Origin of the sequence: Arthrobacter pullicola (genome assembly GCF_014836875.1) — a bacterium.
GTDB lineage: Bacteria > Actinomycetota > Actinomycetes > Actinomycetales > Micrococcaceae > Arthrobacter_B > Arthrobacter_B pullicola.
Map to the genome: position 1 here is coordinate 361,140 of NZ_JACSQC010000001.1, position 21,809 is coordinate 382,948.

General features: G+C 65.4%; 21 protein-coding genes. 13 read left to right on the forward strand and 8 right to left on the reverse strand.

Annotated elements, in window-relative coordinates:
• Positions 1–73: 73 nt before the first annotated feature.
• Positions 74–1,498, reverse strand: a complete 1,425-nt coding sequence (gene purB / locus H9638_RS01740; RefSeq protein ID WP_191745453.1) for an adenylosuccinate lyase — start codon at positions 1,496–1,498, stop codon at positions 74–76.
• A 186-nt stretch (positions 1,499–1,684) separates the two neighbouring features.
• Here purB and H9638_RS01745 point away from each other — a divergent pair, with 186 nt between their 5' ends.
• A complete protein-coding gene (locus H9638_RS01745; RefSeq protein WP_191745454.1) occupies positions 1,685–1,963 on the forward strand; it encodes a hypothetical protein in 279 nt (92 codons plus the stop codon).
• Between the two features lie 2 nt (positions 1,964–1,965).
• Positions 1,966–3,588: a hypothetical protein gene (locus H9638_RS01750; RefSeq protein ID WP_191745455.1), complete on the forward strand. Its 1,623-nt coding sequence runs from the start codon at positions 1,966–1,968 to the stop codon at positions 3,586–3,588.
• On the opposite strand, the gene H9638_RS01755 is transcribed toward H9638_RS01750, so the two are convergent.
• Positions 3,545–3,943, reverse strand: a complete 399-nt coding sequence (locus H9638_RS01755) for a phage holin family protein (RefSeq protein WP_191745456.1) — start codon at positions 3,941–3,943, stop codon at positions 3,545–3,547. The two genes, H9638_RS01750 and H9638_RS01755, sit on opposite strands and share 44 nt — an antisense overlap.
• Positions 3,944–4,046: 103 nt before the next feature.
• On the opposite strand from H9638_RS01755, the gene H9638_RS01760 reads away from it, so the two are divergent.
• The 5 genes from H9638_RS01760 (at position 4,047) to H9638_RS01780 (ending at position 9,322) form a co-directional block, all read left to right on the forward strand.
• On the forward strand, positions 4,047–5,186 hold the full coding sequence (locus tag H9638_RS01760) for a histidinol-phosphate transaminase (protein WP_191745457.1): 1,140 nt from the start codon (positions 4,047–4,049) through the stop codon (positions 5,184–5,186).
• 142 nt (positions 5,187–5,328) lie between these two features.
• Complete coding sequence (pdhA, locus tag H9638_RS01765) at positions 5,329–6,537, forward strand: pyruvate dehydrogenase (acetyl-transferring) E1 component subunit alpha (protein WP_191745458.1); 1,209 nt, start codon at positions 5,329–5,331, stop codon at positions 6,535–6,537.
• Positions 6,534–7,508, forward strand: a complete 975-nt coding sequence (locus tag H9638_RS01770) for an alpha-ketoacid dehydrogenase subunit beta (protein WP_191745459.1) — start codon at positions 6,534–6,536, stop codon at positions 7,506–7,508. The genes pdhA and H9638_RS01770 overlap by 4 nt, the downstream gene beginning before the upstream one ends.
• A gap of 59 nt (positions 7,509–7,567) precedes the next feature.
• A complete protein-coding gene (locus H9638_RS01775) occupies positions 7,568–9,085 on the forward strand; it encodes a dihydrolipoamide acetyltransferase family protein (RefSeq protein WP_191745460.1) in 1,518 nt (505 codons plus the stop codon).
• A gap of 30 nt (positions 9,086–9,115) precedes the next feature.
• Positions 9,116–9,322, forward strand: coding sequence for a hypothetical protein (locus H9638_RS01780; protein ID WP_191745461.1), 207 nt, complete (start codon positions 9,116–9,118; stop codon positions 9,320–9,322).
• 28 nt (positions 9,323–9,350) lie between these two features.
• On the opposite strand, the gene H9638_RS01785 is transcribed toward H9638_RS01780, so the two are convergent.
• Both H9638_RS01785 and H9638_RS17030 read right to left on the reverse strand, forming a co-directional pair.
• Positions 9,351–10,643, reverse strand: coding sequence for an aminotransferase-like domain-containing protein (locus H9638_RS01785; protein ID WP_191745462.1), 1,293 nt, complete (start codon positions 10,641–10,643; stop codon positions 9,351–9,353).
• 45 nt (positions 10,644–10,688) lie between these two features.
• Complete coding sequence (locus H9638_RS17030; protein WP_191745463.1) at positions 10,689–11,657, reverse strand: LuxR C-terminal-related transcriptional regulator; 969 nt, start codon at positions 11,655–11,657, stop codon at positions 10,689–10,691.
• A gap of 522 nt (positions 11,658–12,179) precedes the next feature.
• Between H9638_RS17030 and H9638_RS01795 the strand changes: the two genes are divergently transcribed.
• The 3 genes from H9638_RS01795 (at position 12,180) to H9638_RS01805 (ending at position 15,849) form a co-directional block, all read left to right on the forward strand.
• Complete coding sequence (locus H9638_RS01795) at positions 12,180–13,139, forward strand: lantibiotic dehydratase C-terminal domain-containing protein (RefSeq protein WP_191745464.1); 960 nt, start codon at positions 12,180–12,182, stop codon at positions 13,137–13,139.
• Between the two features lie 28 nt (positions 13,140–13,167).
• On the forward strand, positions 13,168–13,380 hold the full coding sequence (locus tag H9638_RS01800; protein WP_191745465.1) for a hypothetical protein: 213 nt from the start codon (positions 13,168–13,170) through the stop codon (positions 13,378–13,380).
• A 246-nt stretch (positions 13,381–13,626) separates the two neighbouring features.
• Positions 13,627–15,849, forward strand: a complete 2,223-nt coding sequence (locus H9638_RS01805; RefSeq protein ID WP_191745466.1) for a catalase — start codon at positions 13,627–13,629, stop codon at positions 15,847–15,849.
• Between the two features lie 127 nt (positions 15,850–15,976).
• Here H9638_RS01805 and H9638_RS01810 read toward each other — a convergent pair whose 3' ends face one another.
• Positions 15,977–16,405: a hypothetical protein gene (locus H9638_RS01810; protein ID WP_191745467.1), complete on the reverse strand. Its 429-nt coding sequence runs from the start codon at positions 16,403–16,405 to the stop codon at positions 15,977–15,979.
• A gap of 7 nt (positions 16,406–16,412) precedes the next feature.
• On the reverse strand, positions 16,413–16,604 hold the full coding sequence (locus H9638_RS01815; protein ID WP_191745468.1) for a hypothetical protein: 192 nt from the start codon (positions 16,602–16,604) through the stop codon (positions 16,413–16,415).
• A 127-nt stretch (positions 16,605–16,731) separates the two neighbouring features.
• Here H9638_RS01815 and H9638_RS01820 point away from each other — a divergent pair, with 127 nt between their 5' ends.
• From H9638_RS01820 to H9638_RS01830, 3 genes are all read left to right on the forward strand, one after another.
• Positions 16,732–17,469 (forward strand): GAF and ANTAR domain-containing protein, encoded by a 738-nt coding sequence (locus tag H9638_RS01820; protein WP_191745469.1) that lies wholly within the window; start codon positions 16,732–16,734, stop codon positions 17,467–17,469.
• Entirely contained in the window at positions 17,466–18,512 is a 1,047-nt protein-coding gene (locus H9638_RS01825) for a Gfo/Idh/MocA family protein (protein ID WP_191745470.1), read from the forward strand. The genes H9638_RS01820 and H9638_RS01825 overlap by 4 nt, the downstream gene beginning before the upstream one ends.
• Positions 18,513–18,596: 84 nt before the next feature.
• Entirely contained in the window at positions 18,597–19,925 is a 1,329-nt protein-coding gene (locus tag H9638_RS01830; protein ID WP_191745471.1) for an MFS transporter, read from the forward strand.
• A gap of 83 nt (positions 19,926–20,008) precedes the next feature.
• Here H9638_RS01830 and ald read toward each other — a convergent pair whose 3' ends face one another.
• Together ald and H9638_RS01840 are read right to left on the reverse strand one after the other, a co-directional pair.
• Positions 20,009–21,127: an alanine dehydrogenase gene (ald, locus tag H9638_RS01835; RefSeq protein ID WP_191745472.1), complete on the reverse strand. Its 1,119-nt coding sequence runs from the start codon at positions 21,125–21,127 to the stop codon at positions 20,009–20,011.
• A 41-nt stretch (positions 21,128–21,168) separates the two neighbouring features.
• Positions 21,169–21,597: a helix-turn-helix domain-containing protein gene (locus H9638_RS01840; protein ID WP_191745473.1), complete on the reverse strand. Its 429-nt coding sequence runs from the start codon at positions 21,595–21,597 to the stop codon at positions 21,169–21,171.
• Positions 21,598–21,809 lie beyond the last annotated feature (212 nt).

Sequence of the window (21,809 nt, forward strand, 5' to 3'; positions counted from 1 at the left end):
GCGGCCTAAAGAGCGCGACGGCGGGGGGCCGGGTTTCAGACCCGGCCTCCCGCCGTCGTTGTTTCGTGCGGACCTACTTCTGCAGGTGGTCCACCAGGTTCTCGGCGATGCCGGTGTACTTCGCCGGGGTCAGCGCGAGCAGGCGTGCCTCGGCCTCGGCCGGCAGGCCCAGCCCGGAGACGAATTCCTTCATGCGCTCGGCGTCCACACGGTTGCCGCGGGTGAGCTCCTTGAGGCGCTCGTAAGGGTTCTCCATGCCCGGAGCGCCGGCGATGGCCTCCGCGCGCATCACCATCTGGATGGCTTCGCCGAGCACCTCCCAGTTGGTGTCCAGATCGGCGGCGAGCACATCTTCGGCGACGTTCAGCCGTTCCAGGCCCTTGGCCACATTGGAGATGGCCAGCAGGGAGTGGCCGAAGGCCACACCGATGTTCCGCTGCGAGGAGGAATCCGTGAGGTCGCGCTGCCAGCGTGAGGTGACCAGGGTGGACGCCAGGGTATCCAGCAGGCCGTTGGAGATCTCCAGGTTCGCTTCGGCGTTCTCGAAGCGGATCGGGTTCACCTTGTGCGGCATGGTGGAGGAACCGGTGGCGCCGGCCACGGGGACCTGCGCGAAGTAGCCGATGGAGATGTAGCTCCAGACATCGGTGCAGAAGTTGTGCAGGATCCGGTTGAAACGGGCCATGTCAGCGTAGAGCTCGGCCTGCCAGTCGTGGGATTCGATCTGCGTGGTGAGCGGGTTCCAGGTCAGGCCGAGTCCTTCGATGAAGGACTTCGCGACCTGCTGCCAGTCGGCGCCGGGAACCGAGGCGTAGTGCGCGGCGTACGTGCCGGTGGCACCGTTGATCTTGCCCAGGAATTCGGTGCCGGCCACGCGGTCCAGCTGGCGGGTCAGGCGGTGCACCGTAACGGCCAGTTCCTTGCCCAGGGTGGTGGGGGTGGCGGGCTGTCCGTGGGTGCGGGAGAGCATCGGAACCGACCGCGTTTCCTCGGCCATGGCAGCGATCTGTGCAACCATCTTCCGGGCGGCTGGCAGCCAGACGTTCTCCACCGCGCCCTTGATGCCCAGGGCGTAGGAGAGGTTGTTGATGTCCTCGGACGTGCAGCCGAAGTGCACCAGGGGCGTGAGATTCTCGATGCCGATGGCGGCCAGACGGCGGCCGATGAAGTACTCCACAGCCTTCACATCGTGGACGGTCACCTGCTCGATCTCAGCCAGTTCATTGACGGAGTTTCCGTCGAAGCCGGAGACGATGTCCCGCAGCGCGGCCTGCTGGTCCGCGGTGAGCGGTGCGGTGCCCGGGAGGACCGAGTTTGAGGTGAGGTGGATCAGCCACTCGACCTCAACGTGGGTGCGGTCCCGGTTCAGGGCCGCCTCGGAGAGGTAATCGACCAGCGGGGCGGTAGCGGAACGGTAGCGTCCGTCCAGCGGGCCCAGCGCAATGGCGGGGGTCACGGAGGCAAGGGGGACGCGGGATGTGGAAGCAGAATCGGCCATGGGGCAATTCTTCCACGTCCTCCAGCGGCGCCCGGCTCTGTGACATTTCGGCACTGCTCCTGCACAGCGGGGGCTGCCGCCGGGGGATGTCCCCAACCCTTGGGACGCGGACGCCGCAGCCGGATCCAAGCCGTACGTTGTCCGCGAAGGCCCATAACAAGCAGCTGATGAAAGGTGGAACAGCCGGTGACTCTGCCACTTGAGGAGGGGTACGTGCGGGACCTGGCGGAGAACGCCGGACGATCGGCGCAGGTACTCGAGATGCATGGGGAGGAGATCCGCAGGCTGCAGGATGAATACAGCCAGTTCGACCCTCAGCGCTGGCGCTCCGGGGCCGGAAAGCGGTTCCTGGAGCGTCTGCAGGACATTGTCCGGGACCTGTCTGCATGCGGCGAGGCGCTGGCAGCGGCCGCAGCCGCCCGCCGGGAGCTGGCCCGCACGCCTCAGGACAAGGCCTGGGGCTAGGCATGTCACCAGTCTGTCCGGTACCTGGTCCCGGGTTTACGGTCACCGGCGGGGCGGGCAGCATTCTCGTGGAATACGACGCTTTGGAGGAACAGGCCGCCCGGCTGGAACACGCCGCCGGGCAGATGGGCGCTGTGGCGGATGACCTCCGGCGTATCCAGATGGAGGAATATGGGCTGATGTGGCTGCAGCCGCCCGCAGCTGCCACTACAGCCCTGGACGAACTTGCTCAGGCCGTATTCCTGCTGTCCCGGTGCCGGGACGCTGCCAGGGACAGTGCTTCCGACCTGCGTACAGCCGCGGGCAGGTACCGCGATGCAGAGGGCAGGTCAGAGCGGATGGCCGGGGCATCCGGCCTCATTCCGTTTCTGTCCCTGCTGTTTACCGGCCGCGGAGCCGGTGGTTTTCCGGAACGGGCAGTCGTGGAGCGGCTTCCGCTGCGTTTCGTCGATGAAGGAATCCTGAAACTTGTGATGGCCGGCGCTTCGCCGGGGAGCCACGGGCTTCGCCCGATCACGGTGGAGAAGTCCCCGCGCTCAGGAGCCAGGATTCCGGTGGAGGGCAGCGCGGCAGGGCTCCTGAACCGCAGCGCCGTGCTGCTGGAGGAGAACGATCCCGGGGTTATTGAAGTCCTGCGGATTGACCGCGACGGCGGCCCGGTGTTTGTGGTCACCCTGCCTGGGACACAGCCCGGGGGACGCACGGCAGGCTCCAACCCCTTCGACAATTACGGCAACGCCGAAGGCCGGGCACATCAGAGCAGATACATCGCGGCGGCAGTCGCGGAAGCGCTGAGGCAGGCGCAGGCCGAGGCGGGGGACGCCGTCATTCTGGTCGGGTACAGCCAGGGCGGTATTCATGCCGCCAACGCCGCCGGCCAGATTGAAGCCGAGCTGGGGGTCGAAGTCCGCCACGTTCTGACCGCCGGCGCCCCGGCGGGCGACGCCGACATACCGTCCAGCACACAGGTACTGCACCTGGAGCACCAGCAGGACTGGGTGGCCGGGGTCGACGGGACCTCGAATCCGGATGCGCCAAACCGGACCACAATGACGCTCACCGACCCTGCAATGAATGTCCCGGGAGAAACAGGCGGGCTGGGACCGGCCCACAAACTCCCGGTCTATCTGGAAGGCGCAGCTGCCGCCGATGCGAGCACCGATCCGTCCCTGCGGACAACCTTGGCGGAAGTGAGCGCGGTCGTGGGCCCCGGGAGCATCGCAACCCGGGAACTGTACCGGTTCACCCGGACACCTGCCCGGTCTGCGCCGAAGGTCGTCCCCAAAGGGCTTCCGCCTATCCCCGCCCCGCGGGGCCCGCGGTATCTGCCGCGGACGCCCCGTCCGGCCGGGCCTCGGAACCTGCCGGACCTTCCGGTCAAACCGAACGTGCCGGTCCTGCCTGCCAAACCGGCCCCACGAGTGCTTCCGGTCAAGCCGGGCGTGCCTGTCCTTCCGGTCAAGCCGGGCGTGCCTGTCCTGCCGGCCCCGCCGGTGCCGTTCGCGTCACGGCCCCTGGCCGGAACTGCATCCCCTGCGCCGCAGGCGCCGGCTCAGCAACAAGAGCAGATCGGGCTTCGTGCTACTTCCGGGCACCCGTCAGGGAGCCTGCGACCATCGAAATGAGGCTGATGATGATCGAGCCAAGGATCGCCGTCCAGAAGAACGAATCCACCTCAAACCGGACCGGGGTGAAGCTGCTCAGCCAGGCGGTCAGCATCAGCATCCCCGCATTGATAATGATCGTGAACAGGCCCAGGGTCAGGATGGTCAAAGGCAGAGCCAGCAGGCGCACGATGGGGCGCACGAAAGCGTTGACCACGCCGAAGATCAGGCCGACAAAGAGATACGCCAGCACCACGTCCAGCGTCGGGTTTCCGGTCGCCGAGGTCCCGTCCTCGCCCAGGGTGATGCCGGGAAGGATCCAGCTGGCCACCCAGAGGGCCAGGGCATTGATGATGATACGGAGCAGCAGGCGCATGGCCCAATGCTGGCACAGGGCGGCCCGGTTCCCAAGATGCTTCCGTTCCGGGACTGTGGATCACGTCACACGGGGGTGCTGGAATCAGGATTAGTGTTAAGCCATGACCACTACCGAGAATGACATCAACGCTGCTGGAGTTCCGGCACCTGGAATCCGTCCGCGCCCGGTCGTCGACCGGCTTCCGCGGTACGCAGCCGGCAAACCGCCGGCCCCTATTGAAGGACTCCAGAGCTACAAGCTCTCGTCCAACGAAAACCCGTTTCCGCCGCTCCCGTCCGTGCTGGAGGCCATCAGTGCCCACCCGAACGTGAACCGGTATCCGGACCCGCTGTCCACGGCGCTACGGACGGAGCTCGCAGCGTTCCTTGATGTTCCCGCTGAGGATATTGTCACCGGCGGCGGAAGTCTTGGAGCCCTGAATCAGCTGCTCGCCACCTTCGCCGGCCAGAACGAAGACGGTGTGCCTGATGAAGTGATCTACCCCTGGCGTTCCTTCGAGGCGTATCCCATCAGCGTCGGGCTTTCCGGTGCCCGCGATGTCCAGGTCCCGCTCCGGGCAGACGGACGTCACGACCTCGATGCCATGGCGGCTGCCGTCACCGGCCGCACCAAAATGGTGCTCCTCTGCACGCCGAACAACCCGACCGGGCCGGTGCTGGCCCGGGATGAGGTGGAGGCCTTCCTGGCCAAGGTTCCCGAAGACGTGATCGTTGTGATCGACGAGGCCTACGAAGACTTCGTCCGGGACCCCGACGCAGTCGACGGCGTCGACGTCTACCGCCGCCACCCGAACGTTGTGGTTCTGCGGACCTTCTCCAAGGGTGCGGGACTGGCCGGGCTCCGGGTCGGCTACTCGATCTCGCATCCGCACCTGACCCAGTACCTTCGGGTGGCGGCGGTGCCGTTCGCGGTCTCGCAGATCGCCGAACAAGCCGCAATCGCGTCCCTTCGCCATCACGGCGAAATTGTGGAAAGAATACAAGAACTGGTTGATGAGCGGACGCGCGTTGTTGCGGGTCTCAAAGATCTTGGCTGGGAGATTCCGCAGGCTGAAGGCAACTTCGTCTGGCTCAGCCTGGGGGAGAATACCCCTGAGTTTGCGGCGCTGGCGGAGCAGCAGGCGCTCTCGGTGCGGGCCTTCGGCACTGAGGGCATCCGGGTCTCCATCGGAGAAGCGGAAGCAAACAGCCGTTTTCTCGCTCTATGTGCGACCTATACAAAAGGTCCACGGCTTTCCTAGCGTGTCTTAAGTGCTTTTGTGATCCCTGCTCTCGTTAGGCTGTGTGGAGTAACTTCCACGTATATGTCTTGTCAGGAACTTATTCCTGAAGAGGCATATTTCTAGCGGGGCAGGGTTTCAAGCCCGCCCGGCGAGGAGAGGTATGGCCTTGGAGCAACTGCCCGCCAGCGAATTCGATTCGGCGGAGCTCGACGATTCCCTCATGCGCGCTGCCGGCAGCCCGCCCGACGGCATGGTCCAGCTGCTGACACCGGACGGAGAGCGGACCGGTCATGAGCTCTACGGGCGCTACGCGGAGGACGTTGACGGCGATGCGCTGCGTTCCTTCTACCGCGACATGTTCCTGATCCGCCGCTTTGACACTGAAGCCACCGCGCTCCAGCGCCAGGGTGAACTGGTGATGTGGGTTCCGCTCACAGGCCAGGAAGGAGCCCAGATCGGCTCAGGCCGCGCCCTCGCCCCGCAGGACTACGTGTTCCCGACCTACCGGGAACACGGCGTCGCCCTGACCCGCGGTCTTGAGCTCTCCCACCTCCTGCGTCGGTTCCGCGGTATCTCCCACGGCGGATGGGATCCGCGGGAAGCCAATTTCCATCTGTACACCCTTGTGCTGGCGGCGCAGGTGCCGCACGCCGTGGGTTATGCCATGGGTATGGCCAGGGACCAGCGCCTGGATCCGTCGCAGCCAGCCGGAGCAACCGTTGCCTACTTCGGCGACGGTGCCAGCTCCGAGGGAGATGTCCACGAGTCGATGGTTTTTGCAGCGTCCTATGACGCTCCAGTCGTCTTCTTCTGCCAGAACAACCACTGGGCGATTTCCGTGCCCACAGAGGTGCAGTCCCGCATCCCCCTGGCCAACCGGGCCCAGGGGTATGGTTTCCCCGGTATCCGGGTGGACGGCAACGATGTCCTGGCCGTGCATGCTGTCACGCGGTGGGCCCTGGAGCACGCACGCGCCGGCAAGGGCCCGGTGCTCATCGAAGCCTTCACTTACCGAATGAGCGCCCACACCACCGCGGACGACCCCACCAAGTACCGTGTGTCCGCCGATGAGGAAGCCTGGATCGGCCGCGATCCGCTCAGCCGGCTGGAAAAGCACCTGCGGGCCACGGGAGCGGCGGATGACGCCTTCTTCGCTTCCCTGGCTGCCGAGGGTGATGAGCTGGCCGCCAAGCTGCGCGCCGATGTGCAGGCCATGGAGCCGCCGACGTTTGAGGAGTCCTTCGCGGGCGTCTATGCGGGACCCCATGCGCTGATCAGCGAAGAACGCGCTTTCCACAGGTCCTACGAAGCCGGCTTTGCCGATACGGAACACATCACCGAAGACAACGCGAAGGAGGCCGGCGCATGAGCACCATGACCATGGCCAAGGCCATCAACGCGGGCCTGCGGGCAGGCCTGGCAAACGATCCCAAGGCACTGCTGATGGGTGAGGACATCGGTTCCCTGGGTGGGGTGTACCGGGTAACCGAAGGGCTCAAGGCTGAATTCGGCGCCGACCGGGTGGTGGACACGCCGCTGGCGGAGTCCGGCATCATCGGCACAGCGATCGGCCTGGCGCTGCGCGGCTACCGTCCCGTCTGCGAAATCCAGTTCGACGGATTCGTGTTCCCCGGTTTCAACCAGATCACCACCCAGCTGGCCAAAATGTACTCCCGCAGCGACGGAGCCCTCAGTGCTCCGGTCGTCATCCGCATTCCGTATGGAGGCGGGATCGGCTCGATTGAGCACCACTCCGAATCGCCGGAGGCTCTGTTCGCGCATACGGCCGGACTGCGCATCATCACGCCCTCCAGCCCCCAGGACGGCTACTGGATGATCCAGCAGGCCATGCAGGGCAAGGACCCGGTCATCGTCTTCGAGCCCAAGCGCCGCTACTGGCTCAAGGGTGAGGTGGACACCACGGCGCCGTCAGGCGACCCGTACACGGCCCAGGTCCTGCGGGAGGGCACGGACGCCACCATCGTCGCCTACGGACCCTTGGTGCCGGTTGCCCTGGCTGCCGCCAACGCTGCCGCGGAAGACGGGCGGAGCATCGAGGTCATCGACCTGCGGTCCATCTCGCCCATCGACTTCGACACGGTTACCGAATCCGTCCGCCGGACCGGGCGCTTGATCGTGACGCACGAAGCCCCCACCTTCGGCGGAATCGGCGGAGAAATCGCCGCCCGCATCACGGAGCGCGCCTTCCTGCACCTGGAGGCCCCGGTTATCCGGGTGGGCGGTTTCCATATGCCCTATCCGGTGGCAGCCGTCGAGGAGCACTACCTGCCGAACATCGACCGGCTGATGGACGCCCTCGACACCTCGTTCTCCTACTAACTGCGCCCCTGACATCCTTCATCCCGCCGGTGCGCCGGCCAACGCCAGATCGAGATTCCATGACTGAGAAAACGTTCAACCTGCCCGACGTCGGCGAAGGACTCACCGAAGCCGAGATCGTCCAGTGGAAGGTCAAGGAAGGCGACACTGTCGCGATCAATGACGTGATCGTGGAAATTGAAACGGCCAAGTCCCTGGTCGAACTGCCTTCCCCGTTTGCCGGAACTGTCACCGGCATCCTCGTTCAGGAGGGGCAGACCGTGGACGTTGGAACCCCGATCTTCCAGGTTTCAGCCGGTGCCCCGGCCCCGGCAGCCCCGGCGCCTGAAGCCGCGGCCCCCACGCCTGAAGCTGCACCCGCAGCGCCGCAGGCCGCGCCCGCCGGCAACGACGGGCCGCCGTCGGCCTCCCTCACCGGCAGCGGGCCCAAGGCGGACGCTGTCCGGCGCCGTCCGAGGCGTGCGGGCGTCAGTCCCGCGGCTCCGGTTCAGGACTCGACCGGCACGCCCGCGGCTCCGGTGCCCCCGGCGCCCCCGGCGCCCGCATCCCCGGCCCCCGCATCCCCGGCGGCCTCCAGTGCGGCCAGCACCGCGCCATTAGAAACACCGCAGCCGGCCAGCCCGGCCCGCCAGGATCCCCGCAGCCAGACTGTCGCCACCGCCGGAGCAGCCGTTCAGGACCGCTTCAATCAGCTGCTCCAGCGCGTCCTTGCGAAGCCCCCGGTCCGCAAGGCGGCGAAGGACCTGGGCATTAACCTGGCTGATGTTCCGGCCACCGGCGCCGGGGGAGAGGTCACCAAGCAGGACCTGATCAGCTACCAGGCCCAGCGCGAGTCGGAACAGGACTCGGCGGATACCTTCTGGTCTTCCTCGGCGAAGCCGCAGGAGCGCAGGATTGAACGGATTCCGGTCAAGGGCGTGCGAAAAGCCACGGCCAAGGCGATGGTGGACAGCGCCTTTACCGCCCCGCACGTCAGTATCTTCGTGGACGTGGACGCCTCCCGGACCATGGAGTTCGTCAAACGGCTGAAGGTGTCGCGGGACTTTGAGGGCATCAAGGTGTCTCCGCTGCTGATCCTGGCGAAAGCCGTGATCTGGGCAGCCGCCAGGAACCCGTCCGTCAACGCCACATGGGCGGAGGACGAGATCCACATCAAGCACTTCATGAACCTCGGAATCGCGGCGGCTACCCCGCGCGGCCTGATGGTCCCGAACATTAAGGATGCCCAGGACCTCTCCCTGAAGGAACTGGCCATCGCACTCAACAACCTCGCGACCACGGCCCGGGCAGGCAAGACTCCGCCGGCCGACATGCGCGGCGGAACGTTGACCATCACCAACATCGGTGCCCTGGGAATCGACACCGGTACCCCGATCATCAATCCCGGCGAAGTCGCGATCGTCGCGTTCGGCACGATCAAGCAGAAGCCGTGGGTGCTCGACGGCGAGGTGATCCCGCGCTGGATCACCACTCTTGGCGGTTCATTCGATCACCGAGTGGTGGACGGGGACCTTTCCGCCCGCTTTATGGCCGACGTCGCTGCCATCCTGGAGGAACCGGCACTGCTGCTGGACTAGGCTCGAAGGCAAGGCAACGATCGGAGAAGCATGGCAATGAATCCCGGACCCGGCAGCAGCGGCGGCGGGCCCAAGATCGACTGGAAACGGACGCTTTGGATCCTCGCTGGGGCTTTTATCGTCTCCAGCCTGCTGATTATCCTCTTCCCCGGCCTCGGCACGCTCTGGCGCCTGGCGATCATGGCGCTGCTCTTCGTGATCGTGGTGCCCATGGTGGACAAGCGGCGCCGGAAATAGCAGGCCCGCTCCGGGCAGGAGCTCCGAGCTAGGAGGCGCGGCCCTCAACGGCCCGGCGGATCACCGGGGTGAGCCGGCGGATGCCCTCGGCAATCTCGTCCGGCGAAACAGCGCTGAACGCCAGCCGCAGCTGGGCGCTCGGGGCGTCTCCCGGGGTAAACGCGGCGCCGGGGATGAAGACCACCCCGGCATCGATGGCTTCGGTCAGCAGCGGATACGTGTCGATGCCGTCGGGCAGGCTTACCCAGATGAAGAAACCGCCGTCCGGCACCGTCCAGGTAACGCCGTCGGGCATGTGCTCGCCGAGTGCGCGGAGCATTGCGGTGCAGCGTTCGGCGTAGAAGGTGCGTGAGGCCTCGACACGGCCCATCCAGTCGAAGTCACGAAGGTACGCCGCGGTGATCATTTGTGTCAGGGGTGAGGGGCAAAGCACCACGGCCTCACACGCCAGGTAGAAACGCCGGAAGAGATGCTTGGGCACCAGGGCCCAGCCCAGGCGGAGGCCCGGCGCGAAGATCTTGGAGAAGGAACCGAGATACAGCACATCTTCCGGGTGGTTGGCACGAAGCGGGACCAGCGGTTCCCCGTCGAAGCGCAGCATCCCGTAAGGGTTGTCCTCCAGCACCAGGATGTTGTTCTCCCGGCAGATGCGGACGACGGCGTCCCGGCGCTCCGCGGAGAGGGTGATTCCGCTCGGGTTGTTGAAGCTGGGAATGGTGTAGAGGAACTTGATCCGTTTGCCGGCAGCCCGGAGGGAATGGATCCGCTCCTCGAGGGCTGCTGGGACCAGTCCGTCGGAGTCCATGGGGACCGGCTGCAGGTCCACCTCGTAGGCCTCGAAGGCATTCAGTGCGCCCACGTAGGTGGGATCCTCACAGAGCACCACGTCACCGGGATTGCAGAACACTTTGGCGGCCACGTCCTGGGCGGACTGGGAGCCGGTGGTGATGATGATGTCCGCGGGGTCGGCGTCCAGGATGCCTTCGGCCGCCATCACCTCACAGGCCAGCTCCCGGAGCTCCTGCAGGCCCTGGCCGGGGCCGTACTGAAGCGCGGCCAGGCCGTGGTTGCGGATGATGTCCGCAGAGACGTCGGCCAGCTCGTCCAGGGGCAGCGACTGGAGGTAGGGACTGCCTCCCGCCAGGGAAATCAGGCCCGGCTGGATGGAAATGTCGAAAACGTCCCGGACAGCCGACTGCTTGATGTGAAAAGCACGGTCCGAGAGCAGGTCATGGTGCCGGTGGGCGGAGTCGGTGGCCCGGTCAAGCGCCACCTGTGCTTCCGGGGTCAGCGTTGATCCCGTGGTTTCCTCGAAAGTCATGCCACATCATGGCATCCGAGTTGACCGGGAAGCAACATGCGTTTCCTAAATCCAGCCTGCTTTTTGCGCCTTCACTCCGGCCTGAAACCGGCTTTCGGCCTTCAGCTCTTCGAGCATCCACGCAATGTGGCGGCGGCAGGTCCGTACGCTGATTCCCACCCGGCGGGCGATGATCTCGTCCGAGTGGCCCGCCGCCAGCCCTGCCAGGACTGACCGCTGTGTGCTGTTGAGCCCTGCTTTCCCCGGGTCCTCATCCAGGAAGGGTTCAGCCAGGCTCCATGCGAACTCAAAGAGCATGGCGAATAATCCGATCAGATTCGGGTCCCGGATCACCAAGCCCGCGCGGTCATAGCTGTGCAGCTGCCGGGCCACAACGGCCACTTTGTCATCGAAGATCAGCGTGCGGAGCGGAACGTAGGGCAGGGTCCGGAACTCGCCGCCGGCACCGCTGATCATCTCCACGGCCTTGCGGGTGGGTACATGGTCGCGGGTGCTGGCGTGGTAGAGCGTCTGCCGCCGAACCCCGGCGCGAAGCAGATCCAGGTCTTTCTGCACGCTTTCCTCCTGGAAATCCGCATTGGAACCGTGTCCTGGCCGGGCGATCAGAACCCGGTCGGATGCTGAACGGCCGTATTCGATGAGGACCCGCTGCACCTGCTCGGGATCTTCCAGTACCTCCACCGAGGCATCTGCTGCAGCTTGCCGGCGCGCTTCGGCGAAAGTTGGCACCAGGCCTGCCAGCTCCCTGCGCTTGGCACCAATCCGTGAGCGCAGTTCCAGCATCGCCCTTTCATCCGGGTCCACCAGCTCCGCGAGTGCGACGTCGGGGGACACCGCCGTGTAGACCGGCACATCGGTTCCTTCCGCGAAGAGCAGGCACCGGGACCGCAGCTCCTCCACGGCCTGGTCGATGGCACGCGTGGTGTACCCCAGGGCGTCCGAGGCCTCGGCGGGGGTCCAGCCAGGATGGGCGACCGCATAGCGGTAGACCTCAACCGACACCTGATCAAGCACGTGCATCCTCCTCAAAACCGCGTCGTAAGGCCGTCGCGGGGCCGGTTCGTTTATCAGCGCGGGCGTGTTGTCATCCCGGCGGGGGCAAAGCGTTCCGGGTCGAAATTGGAACCCGGAGACAATGACATGGCAAGTTAATGCCATTCTCCATGGAAACTCTCAGTTTGGGCACCTAAGCCTGCGAATTCCGTGCCCTCTAGCGTGTCACCGCACGCCTCCCGGCACCTGGCGGGGGTGGTCCGGGCATCAACCGGCCATGACAGGAAGCTGAAATTCGGAACTGTGGACACGCCCTCTCGGGGCGGGGGAAGCTTTCGGAGTCAAACACGGCCGGCTGTGCAACCAGCCGAACTAAAAGAGGGGATACGACCATGGAGAAAGCTACAGGATCAACGGTTTCCATCAAGAGCTGGGAATGGTTCTGATTTAGTCCCCTCGCTTTGGGGGAAGAACCAACCAGCAACACACATATAGACCCGCCCCAGCGGTGGTAACCAGCTTTGAACCCGGAGGAAGATCGCCATGAGCCAGCTAACAGCAGTTCGAAACGCCTCGCGAACTAATGCAAGCACTCACTGGTGGACGCTTTCGATCTATACCGGCGGCTTCGATGTAGCGGACGGCATCATTGGAGAACTGGTTACCCCGCTGGCGGCGCAGGCTCAGCTATGGGGAGCGCAGCGGTGGTTTTATACCCGCTGCTCTGAGCCAACAAACGCACACGTGAGGATCAAGATCCTTGCTCCGCAGGAGACCCTGGACCGGCTGCAGTCGCTTCTTGTCGCGCTGCAGGAGCAGGCAAGCGGGGTCATTGGGCACCTGAGCGTAACGCACGCCTTTGGGGATCCCGCCTCCGACCGGCTCGGTCCCGGCGGGGCCGAACAGCAGGACCCCCGGGTGGAGGCCGATCTCGCCAAGTACGGTGGCGTGGAAGGCCTGGCCCTGGCGGAAGAAGTCTTCGAACTTTCCTCTGACCTGGGTACCTGGGCCACAGCACGCTTCCCCAAGGTCCAGAACAGGTGGGCGCTGGGATCCCTGCTGCTCTTCGATTCGGCGCGCAGCATGATGAAGGGTCCACGCGCTTCCAGCTGGCCCGACCGGCGCCGGCTTTCCTGGGAGTATTACTGGGATAGCCATCTGCGCAGCTGCACAGCGGGTTTTGGTCCCCGTGCCGCGAGTGTCCGCCAGGCGATGACAGTCCAGGTCAGCGCGAAGGTTATGCCCACGCACCGGTTGATGGCGGCTACTGCCGCGGAATCCGCAGTAGAGAACTGGCGGCGCCGCTGGTTCCGCACAATGGACACCTACCTTTACCGTGCAGACAAGGCCCGCGTCAGCCGAAGCGCCCAGCACCTCACTGTTTACCAGGCGCACATGCTGCTCAACCGGCTTGGCCTGTCCCTGCGCGAAGAGGCGGCCATGGGCCTTTATGCGAGGACCTGGAGCACCGAGCGCGAAGCCCTGCTTCTGGATAAGCACTAGCCGCTCCGGATGGTCCGGGGGGAACATCGTGAAGAAAGAGGTCGTCACTGTGGCACAACGGAATGAACTGGTTCTCGCCGCGGACCAAAAAGACCTGGGAGCAGTCCTGGGGTGCAGTGAAGGAACGATCGAAGACATGCGCGACATGGGGTACGTGGAATCACGCGGAGAACTCTGGAGCGTCGGTCCCGCCCGTGACTACCTGCGGGACGCCGCCTGGGCGGATGGTCTCTGGGACTGAACTGCACCACAAAGAAACGTCCGCCGAATCGGGACGGCTCCACTGCGGGAGCCAATGACGAAGCGGCGGCGAGGGGTTAGGACCCCATAAGGACGGATCTGCCTGTGTCCCCCCTACAGGCGGATCCGTCCTTCATTTTGTGCCCTGAAAGCTCCAGTGTTGTTCAGTACCCTTACTATTTTTGGGTAGGGTGATTGTGGGGCGGCGCGACGCGCCGCTGGATTGTTCGACGAGATGGAGGCTTACATGGCTGATCAGAGCACTTCTGCAAACGGACTGCCCATTCCCGGTGCTCCGGCACCCCAAGCGCCGGCGCTTGCAGAACCGACCGAACCACGCGAGCCCTTGCCTCCCAAGCCCGACCAGGACGGCCCGGAGACAGTTTCCCCCACCGGAGTTCCAACCGGGGCTCCGAAGACCTCCAATGCGCAGTCGGGCCGCTACCTGACTACGGCACAGGGGGTGAGGCTGCAGGATACAGACCATTCGCTGAAGGCCGGCCCGCGCGGACCGGTGCTGCTGCAGGACCATCACCTGCGGGAGAAAATCACCCACTTCGACCACGAGCGGATCCCCGAGCGTGTTGTCCATGCACGCGGCGCCGCAGCGCACGGCGTTTTCACCGCCAACGGCGCAGCGGAAGGAATCACGCGCGCCGGGTTCCTCGCCAAGGATGCCCAGACACCGGTCTTTGTCCGTTTCTCCACCGTGCTCGGTTCGCGGGGTTCCGCCGACACCGTCCGCGATACCCGCGGCTTCGCCACGAAGTTCTACACCGATGAAGGCACTTTCGACCTGGTCGGCAACAATATTCCGGTGTTCTTCATTCAGGACGCGATTAAGTTCCCCGACGTGATTCATGCCGGCAAGCCGCACCCTGACCGGGAGATTCCGCAGGCCCAGAGCGCACATGACACTTTCTGGGACTTCGTCTCGCTGCACACTGAAGCGCAGCACCACACGATGTGGAACATGTCCGACCGGGGCATTCCGCGGTCCTACCGCACCATGGAAGGGTTCGGCGTCCACACCTTCCGCCTGGTCAATGCCAGGGGCGAGACGTCGCTGGTGAAGTTCCATTGGAAGCCCCGGCTTGGTGTGCACTCGCTGGTCTGGGAAGAAGCCCAGATCATCAACGGCATGGATCCGGACTTCCACCGCCGGGATCTGGCGGATGCCATCGAAGCGGGTGCCTACCCGCAGTGGGATCTGGGCGTCCAGGTCTTTCCTGATACCGAAGAGGAAATGTTCGAGGGCATCGACCTCCTGGACCCCACCAAAATCGTTCCGGAGGAACTGGCCCCGGTGCAGATCATCGGCACCATGACCCTGAACCGGAACACCACCAATTACTTCGCCGAGACCGAACAGGTTGCTTTCCACCCGGGCCACCTGGTGCCGGGCATCGATGTGACCAACGACCCGCTGCTGCAGGGGCGCCTGTTTTCCTACATCGACACGCAGCTGACCCGGCTGGGGGGACCGAATTTCCACCAGATTCCGATCAACCGGCCGCATGCCCCGGTCAATGACATGTTCCGGGAGGGCTTCCACCAGGACGCCGTGCACAGCGGGGTTGCCCCCTACCAGCCCAACTCCCTGGACGGCGGCTGCCCCTTCCTGGCGGGTGCGGACATGGGTGCGTTCATAGACGTCCCCGTGCCGGTGGCGGAGTCACGGAAGGTGCGCCAGAACCCGGCGACGTTCGATGACCACTACAGCCAGCCGCGGCAGTTCTTCCGGTCGCTGACGCCGGTGGAGCAGGACCATGTGATTCAGGCCTACACCTTCGAGCTGGGCAAGTGCTACGAGGAAAATATCCGTACCCGTCAGCTGCAGCAGCTGGCGAACATCGACGAGCGGCTCTGCGCCGAGGTGGCAGCGGGCCTCGGGCTGCCCGCGCCGGCGCCGGCGGTGACGGTGGAAGATGCTGATCCCAGCCCTGCCCTTCGCCAGGTCGGCAAGGCATGGCCCGTTGACGGCCGCATCATCGGCATCCTGGCTGATGACACCACCGACCTCGCCGCGTTGGAGCAGGTGCGCGCCGCGATCGACGCAGCGGACATGGTTCCGCTGATTATCGCTCCCAGAGGCGGAAAGCTGGGCGGCCAGGTGCCTGCACAGCGGACCTATCTCACCGCCCGTTCCACCGAGTTCGACGCCGTGATCGTCGCCGGCGCGGGTGAACACGGTGCTGATGACGCCGACAGCCTTGATGCCAAGGCCGGGAACCCGGCCGGGCATCCCGCCATCGACCCCCGTGTCGCGATCCTTCTCACCGAGGCCTACCGGCACTCCAAGGCGCTGGCCGCCTGGGGCCGGGGCTCAGCGGTGCTGGCGGCGTCGGGCATTCCGGGAGATGCCCCGGGCATCATCTCAGCCGACCCCGCGCAGATCGTGCCGGCACTGACGGAGCTGCTTTCGCAGCACCGGGTGTGGGAACGCTTCCCGGTGGCGCAGGGCGCTTAACCGGACGGCGCGCCTAACCAGGCGGCTGGCGGACTACGGCCATAAGGACGGGCCCGGAGCGGAGGAATTCCGCTCCGGGCCCGTCCTTGTGCCCAGCTGTTTGGTTCCCGTACACGGGATCCCGGGCTTAGGCGGAGTCCCGTTCCATGGAGGGGGTGCGTTCCTGTGGCGGGTCCGCGTGCTCCAGCGTCTTGATGAGAGTCAGAAGCGCCTGCCGCAGATCGTCCGTACCAGACTTGCCCTCACAGGTTTTTTTCTGCAGTGCCAGATCGTCCAGGATCTGCTGCCCTGACCTGCTCCGGGACCATGTCGTCTGCGGTGACAGGTCCGCATAACCGGCGGCCCTCAGGGCCACAAGGCAGGCAGCTGCCTCCCCAGCGGTCAGGCCCGCCGTTTCGGCAGCCTCAGCCACCCGTATGCCGTTGGCGGAAAGCGCCCTCAGTACGGTCAGGGAATTCTCGGTCAGGGACAAATCGGCTAAGAAGTGGATTCTCGCCTGTCCGGAAAGGTGGGCAGCGGCACCGAGCAGCAGGTGGAGGTTGCCGGCGGTCTGCATGGGCTGGTTAGTGCCCAATGCGCCACCCGGGGGGAGTCCAGCCAGCCGGAACTTCGTGGCCCGCGAAGGTCTCGCAGGCTGAGCAGGTATAGCTGACAACACCGGGGCCGCCGTCGGACGGCGCGGTGTAGTACTCGTAGATCAGATAATCGTCGACGCCGCAGTCGTGGCACAGCGGCAAATGTGCCGGAAGGCCCATTCATAACTCCGTAAAGGTATCCAGAAGCCATGGCCGCGTCTTGACCGTATCCCGATATCGTAGTATCTAACCTCGGACACGACAATTAGGTGCACTGGGTGCGGGCGTTGGAGCGGGAAAATGAATAATGGATGACCTGAGGTCGGGGACCGCAACGGCGGCCCAGCTGCAGGACCTGCTGGTGCATCACGAGGACGTCCTGGAGTTTCTCCAGCACCTGGCCAGACTGAGTTCGTCTTCGCTCTCCTCCAGAGGGATGGTGTACTGCGGCATCACCCTGCAGCGCTCACGCGAACTCACTTTCACAGTGGCGAGCAGCGACAGCACAGCGCTGGAGATGGATGAAATGCAGTACGCCTTCGACGACGGGCCCTGTCTGCACGCCCTGCGCGTCCATGAGCCCGTCCACGTCCCTGATACGTCCCGGGACGAAAGGTGGCCGGAGTACCTGAAACACGTCGTCGCGCAGGGGGTGAACACCATGTACGCCGTTCCGCTCGACCTCGAAGGGCATTCCAGGGCCGCCCTGAATCTCTACTCCCGCTCGCCCGGGGTGTTCGATGAGGAATTCCAGCGCGTGGCCCGGACCTACGCGGCCGAGGCATCCCTTGCCCTGCGGCTGGCTGTGCGGATGTCCCAGCGCGCCACGACAGTGGAGGACCTGCAGGCAGTGCTGCAGTCCCGCACGGACATCGACCTGGCGATCGGCATCATCATGGGCCAGAACCGCTGCACCCAGCACGAAGCCTTCGAAACGCTGAAACGTGCGTCCAACAGCCGCAACCTTAAGCTCAAGGTGCTGGCCGGTGAAATGGTGGCACGGCTGAACGGCGCTCCTTCCGAGACCCACTTCCAGCCGTCATGACCGGCGGCGCAGCGAAAACCGCGCCGATCCGCACAGCATTGTTCGGTTACGGCCTGGGCGGCAGGGTCTTCCACGCCCCGCTGCTCGGACTGAATCCGCAGTACTCCCTCGACGTCATCGTCACGGCCGAGGCCGGACGCGCGGCGGCCGCTGCCGCTGCCTACCCTGACGCCGCCGTCCTGCCCTCCGCCGAAGCGGCGCTGGAGCGCGCCGGCAGCCTTGATCTTGCCGTCATCAGCACCCCGCCGGGCACCCATGCCCCACTGGCACGGGCAGCGCTGGACGCAGGGCTGGGCGTTGTGGTGGATAAACCGTTCGCGCACACGCCGGAAGCCGCCTCCGGCCTCATCGAACTGGCTGCGGCAAAGGAGCTGGTGCTGTCGGTGTTCCAGAACCGGCGCTGGGACGGGGACTTCCTCACCCTGCAGGGGCTCCTGCAGCGAGGCGAACTGGGAACCGTGACCCGCTTTGAGTCACGGATGGAGAGCTGGAAACCCGTTGTCAGCAAGGCCTGGAAAGCCGCGACGGGAGCCGCTGACGGCGGCGGAATTCTCTTTGACCTGGGCCCGCACCTCATTGACCAGGCGCTGGAGCTCTTCGGGCCCGCTGAACCGGCCTATGCCGAAGTTGCTGCAAGGCGCGGCGGTGGAGGGCCGGACGACGACGTCTTCGTTGTCCTGCAGCACGCGGCCGGCGTGCTGTCCCATCTGTGGATGAACTCACTGGCACCGCAGGCGGGGGACCGCTTCCGGGTCACAGGCTCCGAAGCGTCCTGGACCAAACGGGGGACTGACCCGCAGGAAGGGCAGCTCGATGCCGGCCTGCGGCCCGGAAGCCCCGGCTACGGGCTTGAGGAGCGGGAACGCTGGGGGCAGCTGGGGCGGGACGGAACCACCGTTCCGGTGCCCACCGAGCCCGGACGCTACCAGGACTACTACGCCCGGCTAGCGGATACCTTCCTGCACGGAAGCCCGGTACCGGTGGACCCGGCCGACTCGCTGCGCGGGCTGGAGATCATACGCCTGATCCACGCCGGACTTTAAACCGCCCCGGGGCAGCGTGTAATCCGGAAGCGCAAACGGGACGCAAATCACGGTGTGTCAATCGTCTCGTTTAGCATTTTAGGAATGCACCTCAAAGACCGGATCGAAGATTCCACCATGAGCCGGCGGCAAGTCGGAATCATTGCAATTTGTACAGCTCTCTACATGATCGACGGTTTCGACGTCCTGGTCATGGCCTTCAGCGCAGCTGATGTCTCCAAGGAATGGGACCTCAACGGCGCTCAACTCGGTTTCCTCCTCAGCGCGGCCCTGGTAGGCATGGCGGTTGGATCGATCTTCGTTTCGACGATCGCAGATGTGATCGGCCGGCAGAAAACACTGCTGTTCGGCGTCTGCGTCGTCGCACTGGGCATGCTCGGCTCGGTCTTTGCGCCGTCCTACGAAGTGCTGCTGATCCTGCGCATTATCACCGGCGTCGCCATCGGCACGCTGCAGGCCACCATCAACGTGTTCGCCTCGGAGTTCTCCAACGCCAGGCGCCGCTCCACGGCACTCGCCATCGTCAGCATCGGGCAGCCGATCGGCGGTGTCCTGGGCGGCCTGATCACCGGCGTGCTGATCTCCTCCTTCGGCTGGCGCTCGGCCTTCGTCTTCGGCACCATCGCCACCCTGATCATGATCCCGCTGGTCCTGAAGGTCCTGCCGGAATCGATCGACTACCTGGCGGTGCGCCGCCCGGCCAACGCCCTGGAACGCATCAACAAGACCCTCCGCAGCATCGGCCAGGAGCCGGTCAGCGAACTGCCTGATCCGGCACCCCGCAGTGAGAAATCCCGCTTCGCCGACGTCCTCACCGGAGCCAACGCCCGCCGGACCATCCTGCTCTCGCTGGCCTACTTCATCCTGATGGCAAGCTTCTACTTCGCGAACTCCTGGACACCGAAGCTGATCACGGCCAGCGGCTTCAGCGCACAGGACGGCATCACCGCCGGCGTGCTGTTCAGCGTCGGTGCCATCATCGGTGCCGTCACGCTGGGAGTCTTCGGTTCACGGTTTGAGATGCGCAAGGTCCTGGCGGTCTTCTTCGTCGTCGGTGCCGCCACATTCGTGGCTTTCGCCAACTCCACCGAGGGCTCACTGCCCCTGGCGCTGTTCGCGGCCGCCCTGGTGGGCTTCGGCTCTAACGCCCCGATCGCCGGCATGCTGGCCATCAGCCCCACCTACTACGACACGGAGGTCCGCAGCACCGCCCTGGGCCTGGTCATCGGCATGGGCCGGGTTGGCGCCATCGTTTCCCCGATCCTGGCCGGCACGCTGATCGACGGCGGCTGGACGCCGGGGGACCTCTACTTCCTCTTCGTGATTCCCATGGGTCTCGGTGCCGTCGTCATTTCGATGCTCGGCGCACCCGTGCTCCGCGGTGCGGCAGCCAAGGTGCCGGTAGCCCACTAGGCCCTTCGCGGACCCAAACCGGTAAGAGGCCGGCAGCCCCCGCGGGCTGCCGGCCTTTTTTGCGCTCCCCGCGGGAACCCGGGTCAGCTGGGCACGAGCTCCGTCCAGCGCTCAGCCAGGTCCAGGCCATGCGCTTCGGAAACCGAGTGGTGGGCCACCCTTCCGCCGGCAATGTTCAGCCCGCGGGCCAGGGCCGGACTGGCTTCGAAGGCTTCCCGCACGCCCTTGTCCGCCAATGCGACGGCGTACGGCAGGGTCACGTTGGTCAACGCGTACGTGGAGGTGTTCGGCACCGCGCCGGGCATGTTGGCCACACAGTAGAACAGGGAACCGTGCACCCGGAACGTCGGGTCCTCATGGGTGGTGGGGCGGCTGTCCTCAAAACACCCGCCCTGGTCCACGGCAATGTCCACCAGGACGCTGCCGGGTTTCATCCGGGCGACCATGTCGTTGGTGACCAGCTTCGGGGCCCGCGCGCCGGGTATCAGCACCGATCCGATGACCAGGTCCGCATCCAGCAGGGCACGCTCGATTTCGAAGGCATTGGAGGCCACCGTCTTGATCCGCCCGGCGTATTGCGCGTCGAGCTCCCGGAGCCGGTTAATGTTGATGTCCAGCACGGTGACGTCCGCGTGGGCGCCGACGGCGATGGCTGTGGCGTTCGTGCCCGCAACACCGGCGCCCAGCACCACCACCTTCGCAGGACGCACTCCGGGAACGCCGCCCAGCAGCAGCCCGGGTCCGCCGGCCGGGGCCATCATGGACTGCGCGCCCACCTGCACCGCCAGGCGCCCGGCAACCTCGGACATCGGGGCCAGCAGCGGCAGTGCCCGGCCCTCCTGCACGGTTTCGTAGGCGATGGCGGTCACTCCGGAATCCAGCAGTGCGCGCGTGAGTTCCGGCTCAGCGGCTAGGTGCAGGTAGGTGAAGAGAATCAGGCCCGGGCGGAAGTACCCGTACTCGGCGGCAATCGGTTCCTTGACCTTGAGAATCAGGTCAGAACGGTTCCAGACCGCTTCCGCGGACGGAACAACTTCCGCCCCCGCCGCTTTATATTCCGTATCCGTGATATTCGACCCGGTCCCCGCTCCGGCCTCAAGCAGGACAGTATGGCCTCGAGCCGAAAGCTCGTGCACGCCGGATGCGGTGATGGCCACCCGGAACTCGTTGTTCTTGATCTCCTTGGGGATACCGATAATCACGTTTAGCTCCGGTCTTCGGGGTGGATAACAACATGGGCAACCTACTTTTGCTGGCCGGCCGCTTTCGCCGCACTGGCGGCACGCTGCGCCTGCAGCCAGGACTCGACGTCGGACATCCGGATGCGGCGGTGCGTTCCACGGTATTCCACGGGGATAATACCGGCGTCGGTCAGATTCCGCAGATACGTATGGGAGATTCCTGCTGCGGTGGCTGCCTGCGACGTCGTGAGAAGCGGATCATGGCCCGGCGCAGCAGCGGCGGACGCGGGGGCCGCAGCGGAGGAGATGCTCACTGCCTCTCCTGCGCCCAGCCGGCCCAGCAGGTCCAGGACTGCATCCCGGGCCGCAGGCGGAAGGCGCAGGGCGGTGCCGTCCACGAAAACAGTGACGTCTCCGGCGGCAAGTGCCCGCGCCAGTGCCTTCGCGTCCTTGCCGGGAAGTGCCTGGGTGGTGGTGGTCCTTTGGCTCATGCAGATCATCTTGCCAAACGTGCCGGCCGGGAAGCATGAACCAGCGCTCCAAAGTCCGTATGCGTCGGAGTCGAAAGGCCTGCCCGTGTGCGGGGCCCGGCGGAAATGGGCGGCCGGAGCAGCCGCGCCCAACGGCGGGAGCGGGGCTGAAGGGAGTCTTAAACGAGCGACTGACACCTGGTGGACGGATGGACCGGCCTCCAGGTGTCAGT